The sequence below is a fragment of the Pseudomonas sp. GW823-FHT06B06 genome (assembly GCF_058795195.1).
Window position 1 is genome coordinate 1 of record NZ_JBXAHO010000015.1, and the last position, 15,232, is coordinate 15,232.

Sequence of the window (15,232 nt, forward strand, 5' to 3'; positions counted from 1 at the left end):
TGATTGTGATCTGGCTTTTGATGTTCTTGCCCCCTCGAGAGGCCGAGTGGAGGTTCTGCGCAGTGGGTAAACCGGCAAGGATGCCGGTTTAGCCGCGCTGGGCCAGGGACGGCCCATCGCGGCGACCCACGGAGCAGGGCCGGAGCGAGGGCATGCCGAGCATTAGCAAGGCACCGAACGCCAGGGGCAAGAGCGTTTGGTTACTTTGCGCCGGGCGGCGTTCCGCTTCTCAAAGTGACTCGCTGTAAAAGCGAAACCATAAGTGGCCGTTACCGCAGCAACGGATATGTACACCTGAAAGACAACTATCGTCTGCCAGGACGCCTTCGCCGGCAAGCCTGACTCCTACAGTAAGGGCGACCCGCATTACCTGACAGTGCGATTGGCCTGCCATCCAACGCACCACAGCTATGACTTTTCTGCACAACGCACCGGCTTTTATGAGCATTTTTAATTCATTTTTGCATGCATATACTGGACTCAAGCACCGGCCATGATCCGGGCCAGACCCAACAAAAACAAACAAGGGCATACACCGTGAAGACATCCATGCTTGCCATCGTCTCCCCGCTCTCAGGTACCCGCACGCGTCACGTACGCATCGCCGCCCGCAGCGAAGCGCCCCTCGCCGCCTGACCATCCCGTACCCGTTACCGCGCCGATCGCCCCCGCGATCGATGGAGACTCCAATGAACAGCAACTGCCAACCCTTCATCAAAGCTCGTGATTTCCTGCTGGCCCACCGTACCGACTACGCCACTGCCACACGGGACTTCCAGTGGCCGCAACTGAGTGAATTCAACTGGGCGCTGGATTACTTCGATGCCATGGCCGAAGGTAACCAGGCCAACGCCCTGTGGATCGTCGAAGAAGACGGCAGCGAGCAGCGCTACAGCTTCCAGCAACTGGCCGCGCGCTCCAACCAGGTGGCCAACCACCTGCGTGCCCTTGGCGTGCGCCGTGGCGAGCGCATCCTGCTGATGCTCGGCAACGACGTAGCCCTGTGGGAAACCATGTTGGCCGCCTTCAAGCTTGGCGCCGTGGTCATCCCTGCCACCGCACTGCTGACTTGCGATGACCTGGCCGATCGTATCGAACGTGGCCAGGTTCGCCATCTGGTGGTCGGTGCCGCCCATGTCGACAAGTTCGACGGCCTGGGTGAAGGCTGCAGCCGCGTCTGCGTCGGCCCGGCCCCCGCCGGCTGGACACCCCACAGCGCCGCCAGCGAATACTCCGAACAGTTCGACAGCGAGGGTCGCACCCTGGCCACCGACCCGATGCTGCTGTACTTCACCTCCGGCACCACCTCCAAGCCGAAGATGGTGTTGCACAGCCACCAGAGCTATCCGGTCGGCCATCTGTCGACCATGTACTGGATCGGCCTGCAGCCGGGCGACCTGCACTTGAACATCTCGTCACCGGGCTGGGCCAAGCATGCCTGGAGTTGCCTCTTTGCCCCCTGGAACGCCGGCGCCTGCATCTTCATCCATAACGTCGCGCGCTTCAGCGCCCCTGCCCTGCTGGGTGCCCTGGAGCGCTATGGCGTCACCAGCCTGTGCGCCCCGCCCACGGTCTGGCGCATGCTGATCCAGGAGGACCTGGCCAGTTACAAGGAGCGCCTGTGCCTGCGCGAACTGGTGGGCGCCGGTGAGCCGCTCAACCCGGAAATCATCGAGCAGATCCTGCATGCCTGGGACTTGCCATTGCGCGACGGTTTCGGCCAGTCGGAAACCACCGCCCTGGTCGGCAATACGCCCGGCCAATTGCTCAAGCCCGGTTCCATGGGTCGTCCGCTGCCGGGCTACCGAGTGACCATGCTCGACCCCGACGGGGCACCTGGCAATGAGGGCGAAGTCGCCTTGCCGCTGGACGTGCGCCCACTTGGCCTGATGCTGTGCTATGAGGACAGTCCGGAAAAAACCGCCGAGGTGATGCGCGACGGTTACTACCGCACCGGCGACACCGCGCAGATTGACGATGATGGCTACGTCACCTTTGTCGGTCGCGCCGACGACGTGTTCAAGGCCTCCGACTACCGCATCAGCCCCTTTGAACTGGAGAGCGCTCTGATCGAGCACCCGGCGGTGATGGAATGCGCCGTGGTCCCCAGCCCCGACCCGCTGCGCCTGGCCGTGCCCAAGGCGTTCCTGATCCTGGCCCATGACGAACCCGGCAGCGCCGAGCTCGCCGGCAATATCCTCGCCTTTGCCCGCGAGCACCTGGCGCCGTACAAGCGAGTGCGACGCATCGAGTTCGTCACCGAGCTGCCCAAGACCATCTCCGGGAAAATCCGTCGGGTGGAGCTGCGCCAGATGGAAGTGCAGCGTCGGCAGAGTGACGCGCGCGGCGCACAAGAGTACTTCGAAGAAGACTTCCCTCAGCTCAAGGGCTGAATCCGGGCCGGTGCGCCGGCCCTCCTGAACTCACCTCCGACCACTCGGCCAACCAGGCCGAGGGGCCACTCTCGACTCAAAGAAAGCAGACAGGACCCGAAAATGACCTCATCCAGCGTTCCAAGCGTCAAGCTCCTCATCAACGGCGAGTTCGTCGAATCGCGCAGTACCGAGTGGCGTAACGTGGTCAACCCGGCCACCCAGGAAGTCCTCGCTCGTGTGCCATTCGCCACCGCCGAGGAAATGGATGCCGCCGTGGCCAGCGCCAAGGAAGCCTTCAAGACCTGGCGCAAGACCCCGATCGGCGCCCGCTCGCGGATCTTCTTCAAATACCAGCAACTGATCCGCGAGAACATCAAGGAACTGGCCGCCCTGCTCACCGCCGAACAGGGCAAGACCCTGCCGGATGCCGAAGGTGATGTGTTCCGCGGCCTGGAAGTGGTCGAGCACGCCACCTCCATAGGTAACCTGCAGATGGGCGAGTTGGCCAACAACGTCGCCAACGGCGTCGACACCTACACCTTGATGCAGCCGCTGGGCGTGTGCGCCGGCATCACCCCGTTCAACTTCCCGGCGATGATCCCATTGTGGATGTTCCCGATGGCCATCGCCACCGGCAACACCTTCGTCCTCAAGCCGTCCGAGCAAGACCCACTGGTGACCATGCGCCTCGTCGAACTGGCGCTGGAGGCCGGTGTACCCAAGGGCGTACTCAACGTCATCCACGGCGGCGTCGATGCGGTGAACCTGATTTGTGATCATCCGGACATCAAGGCCGTGTCCTTCGTGGGTTCGACCAAGGTCGGCACTCACGTCTACAACCGCGCCACGCAAAACGGCAAACGCGCACAGTGCATGATGGGCGCGAAGAACCATGCCATCGTCCTGCCCGATGCCAACAAGCAGCAGACCTTGAACAACCTGCTGGGCGCCTCCTTCGGCGCCGCTGGCCAGCGCTGCATGGCCCTGCCGGTAGTGATTCTGGTAGGTGAAGCGCAGACCTGGTTGCCGGACCTGATCGAGCGGACCAAAACCCTCAAGATCAATGGCGGCACCGAACCTGGCACCGACATCGGCCCGGTCATTTCCTGCGCTGCCCTGGATCGCGTCAACAGCCTGATCGCCAGTGGCATCGAAGAAGGCGCCAAACTCGAACTGGATGGCCGCAACCCGAGCGTGCCTGGCTACCAGGACGGCAACTTCGTCGGCCCGACCATCTTCTCCAACGTCACTGCGCAAATGTCCGTGTACCGCGAAGAAATCTTCGGCCCGGTGCTGTGCGTCATGCAGGCCGCCAGCCTGAGCGAGGCGATCGAGATCATCAACGCCAACCCGAATGGCAACGGTACCGCCCTGTTCACCCGCTCCGGCGCGGCGGCCCGTCACTTCCAGGAGGAAATCGACGTTGGCCAGGTGGGCATCAACGTGCCGATCCCGGTACCGGTCCCGCTGTTCTCCTTCTCCGGTTCGCGCGCCTCCAAGCTCGGCGACCTGGGCCCTTACGGCAAGCAAGTGGTGACCTTCTACACCCAGACCAAGACGATCACCCAACGCTGGTTCGACGAGGACGACGACGTTGGCGCGGTGAACACCACTATCACCCTCAAATGATCTGTGGCGAGGGGATTCATCCCCGCTGGGGCTGCGAAGCAGCCCCAGCGACCGTTCAAAAAGACCGAGTTGTCTGGATTGGGGCCGCTTCGCGACCCAACGGGGCGGTGCAACGTTTCGGTAGATCCCCTCGCCACCACACACGCAAAAGGTAGCCATCATGCATATCGGATTTCTCGGCCTCGGCAACATGGGCGGCCCAATGGCCCGCAACCTGCTCAAGGCGGGCCACAGCCTGACCGTCTTCGATCCCTTCGCGCAGGCAGTCGCCGCGTTGGTGGAGGCCGGCGCCAGCGCCGCCGACTCACCCGCAGGCGTGGCCAAGGCCGGGGTGGAAGTGATCATCACCATGCTGCCAACCGCACACCACGTGAAACAGGTCTATTGCGCCAAGGACGGCCTGTTGGCCAACATCGGCCCAGGTGTGCTGTTGATAGACAGTTCGACCATCGACCCGCTGAGTGCGCGCGAAGTTTCCAGACTCGCCCTCGCCCAAGGCAACTCGATGCTCGACGCGCCGGTCTCCGGCGGCACCGGCGGTGCGACGGCAGGCACCCTGACGTTCATGGTCGGCGGCCCCGTCAGCGTATTCGACCAGGCCTTGCCGATCCTCTCGGCCATGGGCAGGAACATCGTGCGCTGCGGCGAAGCCGGTAACGGCCAAGTGGCCAAGATCGCCAACAACATGCTGCTCGGCATCTCCATGGTCGGCGTCGCCGAGGCCATGGCCCTGGGTGTGGCCCTGGGCATGGACGCCAAGGTGCTGGCCGGTGTCATCGGCACCTCCACCGGTCGCTGCTGGAGTTCGGAGATCAACAATCCGTTCCCGGGCGTGCTGGAAAATGCTCCGGCCTCCCGTGGCTACAGTGGCGGCTTCGGCACCGACCTGATGCTCAAGGATCTCAGCCTCGCTACCGAAGCAGCCAAACACGCGCGTCAGCCGGTGGTGCTCGGTGCTGCCGCCCAGCAGCTGTACCAGACCTTCAGCCTGCAAGGTCATGGCGGCCTGGACTTCTCTGCCATCATCAAACTGTTCCAAGGGGAAGCCCAGGCATGAGCGAGCAGCAAGCCCCGGTGCTGGCCTGTGTGCGCAACCGCATCGGCCACCTGACACTGAACCGGCCCAGCGCGCTGAACACCCTCGACCTGCCGACGGTGAAGCTGCTTTGCCAGTACCTGTGGATCTGGGAACAAGACCCGGACATCGTCGCCGTCACCCTGCGTGGTGCCGGGGAAAAAGCCTTCTGCGCCGGTGGCGACATCCGCATGCTGTACGACAGTCACAAGGCCGGAGACAACCTGCACGAGCTGTTTCTCGAAGAGGAATACGCCCTGGACGAGTACCTGCATGGCTACTCCAAACCGGTGCTGGCGCTGCTCGACGGGTTCGTCCTGGGCGGTGGCATGGGCCTGGCGCAGGCGGCCTCGCTGCGGGTGATCACCGAGCGCACGCGCATGGGCATGCCGGAAGTCGGCATCGGCTTTTTCCCCGATGTCGGTGGCAGCTATTTCCTGCCGCGGCTTCCCGGTGAGCTGGGTATCTACCTGGGCGTCACCGGCTGCCAGGTACGGGCCGCCGATGCGCTCTATGCCGACCTCGCCGACTACTACCTGCCCAGCGAGCGCCTGGTCGAACTGGATGCCGCCCTGGATCACTTGAACTGGACCCGTGCGCCCGCAGAAGACTTGCAAGACCTGCTGGCGGGGCTGGCCGCCGAGCGTATTGCCGGATCGGAACTCAAGGCTTACCGCCAGGTGATCGATGACTATTTCTCCCTGCCTGATGTGTCGGCGATTCGCAATGCGCTGCAGCGCGAGCAACGTCCCGAGCTGCGCGACTGGGCCGAACAGACGGTTGCGCTGCTCGACAGCCGCTCGCCACTGGCAATGGCTACGACCCTGGAACTGTTGCGCCGCGGTCGATACTTGAGCCTGGCCGACTGCTTTGCCCTGGAGCTGCACCTGGACTACCAGTGGTTCGACAAAGGCGACCTGATGGAGGGTGTGCGCGCACTGATCATCGACAAGGACAAGACCCCACGCTGGAACCCGCCAACCCTGACGGAACTGGTGCCAGCGCGGGTGCAGGCTTTCTTCAGCGACTTTCGCCCGGCCTCTGGCAAACCCCTTCGTACCGCCTGAACGGCAGGAGACTCGCAATGCACGATATCGAATTGACCGAAGAACAACGCATGATCCGCGACATGGCACGCGACTTCGCCCGCAGCGAAGTCGGCCCGCAGGCCCAGGCCTGGGAAAAGGCCGGCTGGATCGATGATGCCGTGGTGGCGCAGATGGGTGAACTGGGGCTGCTGGGCATGGTGGTGCCGGACACCTGGGGTGGCAGTTACACCGACTATGTGGCCTACGCACTGGCCGTGGAGGAAATCTCGGCCGGCGACGGCGCCCTCGGCGCCTTGATGAGCATCCACAACTCAGTGGGCTGCGGCCCGCTGCTCAAATATGGCAGCCCTTCCCAGCAAGACACCTGGCTGCCACTCCTGGCCAGCGGCCAGGCCATTGGCTGCTTCTGCCTGACCGAGCCACAGGCGGGCACCGAAGCCCACAACTTGCGCACGCGCGCCGAACTGCGCGACGGTCAGTGGGTACTCAATGGTGCCAAGCAATTCGTCAGCAACGGCAAGCGTGCCAAGCTGGCCATTGTCTTTGCCGTCACCGATCCGGAACTGGGCAAGAAGGGCCTGTCGGCGTTCCTGGTGCCCACCGACAATCCCGGCTTCGTGGTCGATCGCAGCGAACACAAGATGGGGATCAAGGCCTCCGATACCTGCGCGGTGACGTTGGATAACTGTACGATCCCCCAGGACCATTTGCTCGGCGAGCGCGGCAAGGGCCTGGCCATTGCCCTGTCGAACCTTGAAGGCGGTCGCATCGGCATCGCCGCCCAGTCCCTGGGCATCGCCCGCGCCGCCTTCGAGGCTGCGCTGGGGTATGCCCGCGAACGCATCCAGTTCGCCAAGCCGATCATCGAACACCAGAGCGTGTCCAACCTGCTCGCCGATATGCACACCCGGCTCAATGCTGCCCGCCTGCTGGTGCTGCATGCCGCGCGCCTGAAAAGCGCCGGGCAACCGTGCTTGTCAGAAGCGTCCCAGGCCAAGCTGTTCGCCTCGGAAATGGCTGAGCGCGTGTGCTCCAGCGCCCTGCAGATCCATGGTGGTTATGGCTACCTGGAGGATTACCCCGTGGAGCGCTACTACCGCGATGCGCGCATCACCCAGATCTACGAAGGCACCAGCGAGGTGCAGCGCCTGCTGATCGCACGCGAGCTGGCCCACTACGCGCTCTGAGCCCTTGGCCGGCCGCACCCTGCGCGCCGGCTGCCCCCTTGCCTGCCCCTTCTGGAGTTGCCCATGCTCGGCCTGCGTAATTTTTCCATCAGCCGCCTGTGGTTGATCTTGCTGACGTCCATCCTGATGCTGCTGATTCTCGCCGGCCTGATGCTCAAGCAGAACCATGACGATCTCTATGCGGCCAAGGCCCTGAAAACCCGTCACGTGGTCGAGACCGTCAGCGGCATCCTGCGTCATTTCCAGGCCCTGGAAGGCCAGGGTCTCGAGCGTGGGCAAGCGCAACAACAGGCCAGCGCGGTCATACGCAACCTGCGCTACGGCCACGACGACTACTTCTGGATCGAAGACCTCGACACTCGCATGGTCATGCACCCCAATGCCAAGCTCGAGGGCAAGCGCATGGCGGGCACCCGCGACCCTGACGGCAAGGCACTGTTCGACGAGATGGTCGCCGTGGCAAACCGCAACGGCTCCGGCCTGGTGCACTACCGATGGCCAAAGCCGGGCTCCGACGCGCCGGTGGAGAAGGTTTCCTACGTCGAACTGTTCAAGCCCTGGGGCTGGATCGTCGGCTCGGGCATCTACATCGACGACGTACAAGTGGAGTTCCGCCGCCAGCTGATACAGGCTTTCGTCATCGTACTGACCATCGCCCTGCTGCTCAGCGCGCTGATCCTGCTGATTGCCCGCAGCATCGCCTTGCCCCTGGCGCAGGTGGTCAATGCCATGGAGAACATCGCCAGCGGCGAAGCCGACCTGACCCACAACCTGGACAGTCGCTGGCGCGATGAACTGACCGCTCTGAGCAGCCACTTCAACGCGTTCACCCACAAGCTGCGCGCTGTGATCGGCCAGTCCATGCAGACCGCTGGCAACCTGGACCAGGCCTCGCAATCGCTGGGCGAGATTGCCAGCAACAGCCAGCGCCACAGCCAACAGCAATCCCAGCAAATGGAACTGGTGGCCGCCGCCATCCACGAAGTGTCCTATGCCGTGCAGGACGTGGCGAAGAACGCCGAACACGCTGCCAATGAAGTACGCCAGGCCGATGAGCAGGCACGCCAGGGCCAGCACAACATCGACAGCAGCCTGCGCCAGATCGACCAGTTGTCCGAGACCATCGGCCAGGCTGTCGAAGTGATCCAGAGCCTGGCGCAGGAAAGCACGCAGATCGGCAGCGTGCTGGAGGTGATCCGCGCCATCGCCGAACAGACCAACCTGCTCGCGCTGAACGCCGCCATCGAGGCCGCGCGCGCGGGTGAACAGGGTCGTGGCTTCGCCGTGGTGGCAGACGAAGTGCGCCTGCTGGCGCAGCGCACCCAGCAGTCCACCGCGCAGATCCAGGGCATGATCGAACGCCTGCAGGGCAACTCCGAAGCGGCGGTCGATGTCATCAATGCCAGCAGCCAGGCCGCTCGCCAAACCGTGGTACAGGCCCGCGAAACCGGTGAAAGCCTGCACCTGGTCATCACCGCGCTGCGCAATCTCACGGAACTGAACGCCTCGATTGCCAGTGCCACCCTGGAGCAATCCCACGTGGTCGAGGACATCAACCAGAATGTCACCCACGCCGCCTCGCTGGCCCACGAGAATGCCCTGGCGGCGGACCAGTCCAACGAGGCCAGCCAGAACCTGGGGCAGTTGGCGGGCCAGCTCAATCGGCTATTGGGGCAGTTTCGCCTTTGAAATGGATCAGCAACGATGGAGGTATCGCCTAGATGACAGCCTCGCAACCCATTGCCTCCCGCCCCGGCTCTTCGTTTGCGGGGGCCATCGACCAGGTGCACCACTCCCGCTACCTGGAAACCCGGCAAAAAGCCCTCGAGCTGTTTGCCCGATGTGGTTTCAGCCGGGTCAGCATGCGCGACCTGGCGGCTTATCTGGGGATCAAGGCCGGCTCCATCTACAACCACATCGACAGCAAGGAGGCACTGCTGTTCGAGTTGATCGAGGAACTCTACGAACAGTTGCTGCACGGCGCCAACCTGGTGAACCGGCGCAAATCCAGCCCCGCGGCACGACTGCAGGCTTTGCTTGAGGCGCACCTGCTGCTGCACGAGCGCATGGCGGCGCATTTTCGCCTGGCCGAGCATGACCTCCATTGCCTGGACAGCGAACAGCTTGGCTCGATCCTGGCGTTGCGCAGGCGCTACGAGGAACACCTGGTGACCACGATTGAACAGCTCACCGGTGAACCGGCGAGCGTCCCCCTGCGCTCTACCTTGAGCGGCATCGTGTCCCTGCTCAACCAACTGCCGGCCTGGATTGCAGAGTCGCCGGCCGGCAAGGGAACACGGCGCAAGCTGCTGCATGACATGGTCATGGGCGCCCTGCAGGGGGCGTTGCAGGCTCCCGGGCTTAAAGCCTCATGATCGGCCGTGGCAATGCCTGGCCGGTAGCGCAGTGACAGCAGCTGGGCAAGCACGGCCCAGCGTGACCGCTGCGCTTGAAAGTTTTCTGCCGCGGCCGGCGGTGGCGAAGGGTTTGACTATTCCACCTGCGCCTTGAACGCGTCGTACGCCGATAACGGCAGGCTGATGCCCTCGCGGACCGCACGGGCATAGGCTTGCTCTTTGGCCTTGCCCGGCAGGTAAACGCCCAAGGTTTCAAGCCGCGTCATCTGCTCGCCCAGACGTGAGGCAAAGCACTCGTCCAGCAACCTGGGAGCAATGCCAATCACCAGCATGCCTGCCCCTGGGGATTCGCTGCCGGAACGGAAATCTGCTGCATCCAACGACCAATTGGCCCCCGTCAAACCCGCCGCGAGCACCTCGACCATCAACGCGATGTTGGCGCCGCGCCCGCCCCCGAACGCCAGCAACGTCCCGCGCAGTGCCTCCCGCGCGCTGCGCGTTTCATTGCCTTGTGCATCAACCGCCCAGCCTGGCGGTATCGCCTCCCCCGCTTCAGCGGCCCGAAGCAGGTTTACGTAGGCCGTGGCGCTGCTGGCTTGGTCGATCGCCAGTAAACGACCTGCAGCACTGGCGGCGGCAAATGCGATGGGGTTGGTGGAGTACAGCGGCCGGCTCTGGCCCGCCACGGTGAGCAGCGGTGAGCCATTGGTGAACGCCAACGCGACCAGCCCCTCGCGCGCCAGGCGACGGGTGTAATAGCCCAATTCGCCACAGGTGAAAGCGTTGAACTGCGCGAACAGGGCAATACCCAGTTGATGCGCATTGCTACACAGCACTGGGAAAGCGTGATCGAAGCCCAGTTGCGCGATGCCTTGGGCCGCATCGCAGCGGATCATGGCCGGCGCGACCTGGGACACGAAGGGCTCGGCAGCCCTGGCGATTCGGCCGGTGGCAAAGCCGCTGAGGTAGTCAGGCAAATGACCGAAACCGACCTCGTGTTGGCCATGGGCCTGGGCTGATACCGTGGCGTTGGCAAGCGCCGAGGCCACGGCGTGGCTGGTGCCGTGGGCCAGGCAGAGCTGTTGTGCGAAGGTGGTGGCCTCGGCCAGAGACAGGCGCTTGTGGGGTTTGTCGTCGTCCATGGTGGCTTCAATATTCTCGGATTGTAGGTGTGCCGCAGCTTGAGAACCTGCAGGAGCGGCGCTGGCCGCTCCTGCTCGTCCAGTTGATTATCTTTACTGGATCATCCTCGGTTCACCCACCTTCGCAGCCTCGCGGTCCAGGCCAAACGAGGCGAGGATTTCAGCGATTTCGCCCGAGGCATGCAAGGCCTGGATGTTCTTGCCCAGCGCCTCGCCCAAGGCTGCGTTGGACTTGGTGTACGGGAAGGCGCTCTGCCCAGGCTCAAGCGTGGCCTTGACCCGTTGATCGGGCTCGGACACCTTGATGCTCTTGCCGGGGTACGCGCCCTTCTGCTGCGAAGAGACCCCCACCGCGAAGCTGTCCGCACCGACCTGGATGCGCTTGGACGCCAGGTCCTGCGCCATGGCCACCGGGTTCGGGTAGAGCACCAGATTGTCGCCAAAGGTCTTCTTCAAATCGTCCACCCACAGGTAGCCCTGCACGGTGCCGATGCGCTTGCCGTCCAGTTCGGAAATCTTCGTGTAGCCCTCATCCGAAATAATGCCCATCACGTCCAGGTACAACGGTGCCGACAACCCCAACGCCTTGCTGCGCTCTGCCGTGCGGTACCAGTCACCGATGCCGACATCGGCGCGCTTTGCCACCACCGCCTGCACCACCGCTGCGGTGTCCACCACCATGGTCTTGACCTTCAGGCATTCGCGCTCGGCGATGCGCTTGATGATCTCGCCATCCACGCCGCTCAACTGGTTGTTCGGTCCCGGTATCGAGTAAGGCGGGAAGACGTACGCCGCCACGGTCAGCACACCCGGCGTAATGGTTTCAAACTGGTTCGCCGGGGTGCATTCGGCCAGGGCGTATGGCGCGCCAGCCAGGGTCGAACACAAGAACATCCAACGGGTAAAATGTTTGAATGAGCGAGTCATGACGTCACCTTTGCAATAAGAGAGCAGCAGCCGAAAACGGCGTGAGTGGCATTTGTTGTTATGGCTGGCTGGGTGCCAGTCTTTTTTCCAGCGCCGCCACGCCCAGGGTTGCCGGAGCACAGACAGCGGCATACATCAAACCGGCCAGGATCAGCACCGGCATGTACTCAAACGTGGAGGAACCTATGGAGGACGCCCGGCTGACAATTTCTGGCAGGGCGATGGTGAAACACAGCGACGAGGCCTGGAACATCATGATCGAGAACCCCAGCAGCGACGGCAGCGCTACCCGCAAGGCCTGAGGCAGGATCACAAAGCGCAGGGCGTCGAACCGGTTGAGGCCGATCACCTCAGCGGCCTCGGTTTGCCCTGGGGCCACGGCCTCGATGCCACCGCGAATGATTTCACTGGTGTAGGCCGCCGTGCAGTACGCCATGGCCAGCGCGGCAGCCCAGAACGAGGTCAAGGTCAGGTTGACGCTGGGCAGGCCAAAGTAAAAATACTGCAGCAGGATCAACGCCGGCGCACCGCGCCCCAACTCCACGATGACCAGAGACGGGTAACGCAACCAGCGGCTCGGGGCCGAGACACCGAGTGCCAGCACCAGCCCCAGTACAATGCCCAGGCCCAGGCTCACCGCCGTGACCTGCATCGACAACACAAAGCCCTTCCACAACTCCGGCAGCCATTGGGCCCACATCGTCAGCAGTTCGCTCATCGGGCAATCCTCTGTTTCAACGTCGCCGAGAGCCAACGGGAGAACAAGGCCACCGGCACGCTGAGCACCAGGTAAACCACCGCCGCCGCGCTGTAGACGCTCAGGCCCTGAAAGGTTTGTTGTGAAACTTGATAGGCCTGGAAGCTGATATCGCCGACGCCAATGGTCGAGGCCACGGCCGAATCCTTGAGCAGGCCAATGGCGTAGGTGGCCGAGGTGGGAATGGCGATGCGCACCAACTGCGGTAACACCACATCGAAAAACCGTTGCGATGCCGACAGGTTAAGCACATAGGCGGCTTCGAATTGCCCGGTGGGAATCGCCGCGAAAGCACCGCGGTATACCTCGGACATGTGCGCCGCCGTGATCAGCCCCAGGCCGACCACTGCCGCTGTAAACGGCGACAGGCTGATATAGCCGCCACCGATGCCAAAGAAGATGAAAAACAGCCAGACAATCGGCGGAATGGAGCGCAGGGTCAGCACCAGCATGGCCGCCAGAAAACGCAGGGGCTTGACCCTGGACAGGCGCAGGGCACAGATCGGAAACCCCAGCACCACGCCGACGCAGAAGGCGAGCACGGTGACAGCAATGGTCCACGGCACACCGTTCAACAGCATCATCAGGATGTCTTGCATCAGCGATTCCTCACGGCCTGGAGGAACTGGATCACCCGTTCATGCTCGGGCTGACGCATCACTTGCTGGCTCGGCCCCTGCTCGATGATTCGCCCCTCGGCCATCACCACCACGCGGTCGGACACGGTTTCGGCGAAGTGCATTTCGTGGGTCACGACGATCATCGACATGCCTTCGCAGGCGAGCTCTTTCATCACCGCCAGCACCTCCAGGCCCAGCTCGGGGTCCAGCGCCGAGGTCGGCTCATCGAACAGCATCAATTCAGGGTCCAGTGCCAGGGCACGGGCGATGGCGATCCGTTGTTGCTGGCCACCGGAGCAGCGCGCCGGATAGTGCTGGGCCTTGTCGGCCAACCCCACGCGTTCGAGCAGTTGCATGGAGCGGGCGTCGGCCTCTTTGGCGCTGCGGCCCAAGGTACGGATTTGCGCCAGGCTGACATTGCGCAGTACCGTCAGGTGCGGAAAAAGATTAAACGACTGGAACACCATGCCAATGCGCCGGCGTAGCTTGAGCAGCTCTGTACGGGGTAACGCCTTGCCAGCTTCGATGTGCACGCCATCCATACTGACCCGGCCCTGGGTTGGCGGCTCCAACTGATTGATACAGCGCAGCAAGGTACTCTTGCCCGAACCACTGGGCCCGATAATGGCCACCACCTCGCCCTTGCTCATTTCAAAACACACGTCGTGCAGGACGGGATAGGGGCCAAACTGCTTATGAATTCCCTCCAGGCGCAAGAACGGTTCGGCGCTGGCCACTGGGCGCGGTGCCAAGGAGGGCGCGGATTCGATCACGGTCATACTGCTCATGTTTTTGCTCCAGCTATCGATCGCCGTCGACTAAGGGCGTGCGCGAAAGTTTTATCGGCCCGTTGGCGCTGATCAGCACCTGTTCTTCGAGCTTCACCCCTTCCCCACCGCCTTGTTCTCCGATGTAACTTTCCACCGACACCACCATGTTTTCCTCGAACAGGCCGTCGTAACCCCACTCGGCGAAATCCACGGCGTAGGCGACGCTGGGGTACTCGTCCACCAGGCCGACGCCGTGCAGCATCATCATGTAGCGGTTGTGCTCAAAGCGCTTGGGCACAGGCCAACAGTGTTCGGCAAACTCGCGAAAGGACAGGCCAGGGCGCAGCAGTTCGACGTTGTGATTGATCTGCTGCGAGGCGATTTCCAGCAAGTCGCGCTGGGCCGTTGTCGGCGCCTTGCCGGGGCAGACGAAGCTGCGAGAGATGTCCGAAAGGTAACCACCGGGCCCGACCATGTCGGTGTCAAAACAGACCATCTCGCCTGCCTTGATGACCTTGTCGGTGGCGTCCTGGAACCACGGGTTGGTGCGCTGCCCGGAGCTGAGCAAGCGGCTTTCGGCCCATTCTCCGCCGTGCGCGACATTAGTCCCGTGCATGATGCTCCACAGCTGGTTTTCAGTAACCCCCGGCACCAGGCTTGTGCGCATCCGGGCAATGGCCAGGTCGCACACGCCCATGGAGACCCGGTGGCTGGCCACCTCTTCCGCCGATTTGATCAAGCGTGCCTGCTCCATCAACGGCTGCGCATCGAACAGCTCAATGCCCTTATGCGTCAGGCGTTGCGCGCCCCAAGGGTCACAACGGTCCACCGCCAAGCGGCGATTGCCGCCACCGTGGCGGGCCATCAGGTCCGCCACTTCCTGGGCCCAGCGCTCGGCTTTTTCCTGCACGCGGGGGCCGGCAAGAAAATACAGCCAGGGAATCGCCGGGCGAATTTCATCGATGGTTTCCACGTGCTCGCTGTTGTGCCGGCTGCTGGTGAACTCGAACAGCACCACCGGGCCGTCGGTGGCCACGAACACATAGCGGCTGGGCGAGTGCATCACCCACAAACCGAGGTTATTGGTGTCGGTGGCATAGCGAATATTGATCGGATCGGCCAACAGAATGCCGGCGTAATCCTGGGCACGCAGTTGCTCGCGAATGCGTTCCAGGCGGTAATGACGCAGGGCTTTGCGGTCGATGGCGCAATACGCATCGAGTAACGCCGTGTCGACCGGCGCCAGGGCATGTTCAGTGACCTTGGCATCGCTGCGAAAGCGCAGGTCGCGTTCGGTTAACGCCGTGAGCAGCTCAATGGAATCAGAACCCGTATGCATGCAAC

The 15,232-nt window shown here is 63.1% G+C and carries 13 protein-coding genes; 7 read left to right on the forward strand and 6 right to left on the reverse strand.

What is annotated here, in order from left to right:
- Positions 1-689 precede the first annotated feature (689 nt).
- The 7 genes from AC1Q8Q_RS15445 (at position 690) to AC1Q8Q_RS15475 (ending at position 9,690) form a co-directional block, all read left to right on the forward strand.
- Positions 690-2,393: an AMP-binding protein gene (locus tag AC1Q8Q_RS15445; RefSeq protein ID WP_432669334.1), complete on the forward strand. Its 1,704-nt coding sequence runs from the start codon at positions 690-692 to the stop codon at positions 2,391-2,393.
- Positions 2,394-2,495: 102 nt separating this feature from the next.
- Positions 2,496-4,004, forward strand: coding sequence for a CoA-acylating methylmalonate-semialdehyde dehydrogenase (locus tag AC1Q8Q_RS15450; protein WP_033044906.1), 1,509 nt, complete (start codon positions 2,496-2,498; stop codon positions 4,002-4,004).
- A 160-nt stretch (positions 4,005-4,164) separates the two neighbouring features.
- Positions 4,165-5,061 carry a 3-hydroxyisobutyrate dehydrogenase gene (gene mmsB, locus AC1Q8Q_RS15455; protein ID WP_020800498.1) on the forward strand — a complete coding sequence of 299 codons (897 nt, stop codon included), beginning with the start codon at positions 4,165-4,167 and terminating at the stop codon, positions 5,059-5,061.
- A complete protein-coding gene (locus tag AC1Q8Q_RS15460) occupies positions 5,058-6,146 on the forward strand; it encodes an enoyl-CoA hydratase/isomerase family protein (RefSeq protein ID WP_168757660.1) in 1,089 nt (362 codons plus the stop codon). Before mmsB ends, AC1Q8Q_RS15460 begins: the two co-directional genes overlap by 4 nt.
- A 17-nt stretch (positions 6,147-6,163) precedes the next feature.
- Positions 6,164-7,315 carry an acyl-CoA dehydrogenase family protein gene (locus tag AC1Q8Q_RS15465; RefSeq protein WP_020800496.1) on the forward strand — a complete coding sequence of 384 codons (1,152 nt, stop codon included), beginning with the start codon at positions 6,164-6,166 and terminating at the stop codon, positions 7,313-7,315.
- A gap of 63 nt (positions 7,316-7,378) precedes the next feature.
- A complete protein-coding gene (locus AC1Q8Q_RS15470) occupies positions 7,379-9,004 on the forward strand; it encodes a methyl-accepting chemotaxis protein (protein WP_492615213.1) in 1,626 nt (541 codons plus the stop codon).
- Positions 9,005-9,036: 32 nt separating this feature from the next.
- Positions 9,037-9,690 carry a TetR/AcrR family transcriptional regulator gene (locus tag AC1Q8Q_RS15475; RefSeq protein ID WP_083348681.1) on the forward strand — a complete coding sequence of 218 codons (654 nt, stop codon included), beginning with the start codon at positions 9,037-9,039 and terminating at the stop codon, positions 9,688-9,690.
- Between the two features lie 116 nt (positions 9,691-9,806).
- On the opposite strand, the gene AC1Q8Q_RS15480 is transcribed toward AC1Q8Q_RS15475, so the two are convergent.
- From AC1Q8Q_RS15480 to AC1Q8Q_RS15505, 6 genes are all read right to left on the reverse strand, one after another.
- On the reverse strand, positions 9,807-10,814 hold the full coding sequence (locus tag AC1Q8Q_RS15480) for an Ldh family oxidoreductase (RefSeq protein ID WP_020800493.1): 1,008 nt from the start codon (positions 10,812-10,814) through the stop codon (positions 9,807-9,809).
- Positions 10,815-10,907: 93 nt separating this feature from the next.
- Positions 10,908-11,741 carry a substrate-binding periplasmic protein gene (locus AC1Q8Q_RS15485; protein ID WP_020800492.1) on the reverse strand — a complete coding sequence of 278 codons (834 nt, stop codon included), beginning with the start codon at positions 11,739-11,741 and terminating at the stop codon, positions 10,908-10,910.
- Between the two features lie 58 nt (positions 11,742-11,799).
- Complete coding sequence (locus AC1Q8Q_RS15490; protein WP_008059832.1) at positions 11,800-12,459, reverse strand: amino acid ABC transporter permease; 660 nt, start codon at positions 12,457-12,459, stop codon at positions 11,800-11,802.
- Complete coding sequence (locus AC1Q8Q_RS15495; protein ID WP_020800490.1) at positions 12,456-13,097, reverse strand: amino acid ABC transporter permease; 642 nt, start codon at positions 13,095-13,097, stop codon at positions 12,456-12,458. The genes AC1Q8Q_RS15490 and AC1Q8Q_RS15495 overlap by 4 nt, the downstream gene beginning before the upstream one ends.
- Positions 13,097-13,906 carry an amino acid ABC transporter ATP-binding protein gene (locus AC1Q8Q_RS15500; RefSeq protein ID WP_020800489.1) on the reverse strand — a complete coding sequence of 270 codons (810 nt, stop codon included), beginning with the start codon at positions 13,904-13,906 and terminating at the stop codon, positions 13,097-13,099. Before AC1Q8Q_RS15500 ends, AC1Q8Q_RS15495 begins: the two co-directional genes overlap by 1 nt.
- Before the next feature lie 13 nt (positions 13,907-13,919).
- Complete coding sequence (locus tag AC1Q8Q_RS15505; RefSeq protein WP_492615214.1) at positions 13,920-15,227, reverse strand: M24 family metallopeptidase; 1,308 nt, start codon at positions 15,225-15,227, stop codon at positions 13,920-13,922.
- Between the last annotated feature and the right edge of the window lie 5 nt (positions 15,228-15,232).

Excerpts from the sequence above, each read along its gene's own strand:
- AC1Q8Q_RS15445 (WP_432669334.1), top strand. The coding sequence starts at position 690 with ATGAACAGCAACTGCCAACCCTTCATCAAAGCTCGTGATTTCCTGCTG.
- AC1Q8Q_RS15450 (WP_033044906.1), top strand. The coding sequence starts at position 2,496 with ATGACCTCATCCAGCGTTCCAAGCGTCAAGCTCCTCATCAACGGCGAG.
- mmsB (WP_020800498.1), top strand. The coding sequence starts at position 4,165 with ATGCATATCGGATTTCTCGGCCTCGGCAACATGGGCGGCCCAATGGCC.
- AC1Q8Q_RS15460 (WP_168757660.1), top strand. The coding sequence starts at position 5,058 with ATGAGCGAGCAGCAAGCCCCGGTGCTGGCCTGTGTGCGCAACCGCATC.
- AC1Q8Q_RS15465 (WP_020800496.1), top strand. The coding sequence starts at position 6,164 with ATGCACGATATCGAATTGACCGAAGAACAACGCATGATCCGCGACATG.
- AC1Q8Q_RS15470 (WP_492615213.1), top strand. The coding sequence starts at position 7,379 with ATGCTCGGCCTGCGTAATTTTTCCATCAGCCGCCTGTGGTTGATCTTG.
- AC1Q8Q_RS15475 (WP_083348681.1), top strand. The coding sequence starts at position 9,037 with ATGACAGCCTCGCAACCCATTGCCTCCCGCCCCGGCTCTTCGTTTGCG.
- AC1Q8Q_RS15480 (WP_020800493.1), bottom strand. The coding sequence starts at position 10,814 with ATGGACGACGACAAACCCCACAAGCGCCTGTCTCTGGCCGAGGCCACC.
- AC1Q8Q_RS15485 (WP_020800492.1), bottom strand. The coding sequence starts at position 11,741 with ATGACTCGCTCATTCAAACATTTTACCCGTTGGATGTTCTTGTGTTCG.
- AC1Q8Q_RS15490 (WP_008059832.1), bottom strand. The coding sequence starts at position 12,459 with ATGAGCGAACTGCTGACGATGTGGGCCCAATGGCTGCCGGAGTTGTGG.
- AC1Q8Q_RS15495 (WP_020800490.1), bottom strand. The coding sequence starts at position 13,097 with ATGCAAGACATCCTGATGATGCTGTTGAACGGTGTGCCGTGGACCATT.
- AC1Q8Q_RS15500 (WP_020800489.1), bottom strand. The coding sequence starts at position 13,906 with ATGAGCAGTATGACCGTGATCGAATCCGCGCCCTCCTTGGCACCGCGC.
- AC1Q8Q_RS15505 (WP_492615214.1), bottom strand. The coding sequence starts at position 15,227 with ATGCATACGGGTTCTGATTCCATTGAGCTGCTCACGGCGTTAACCGAA.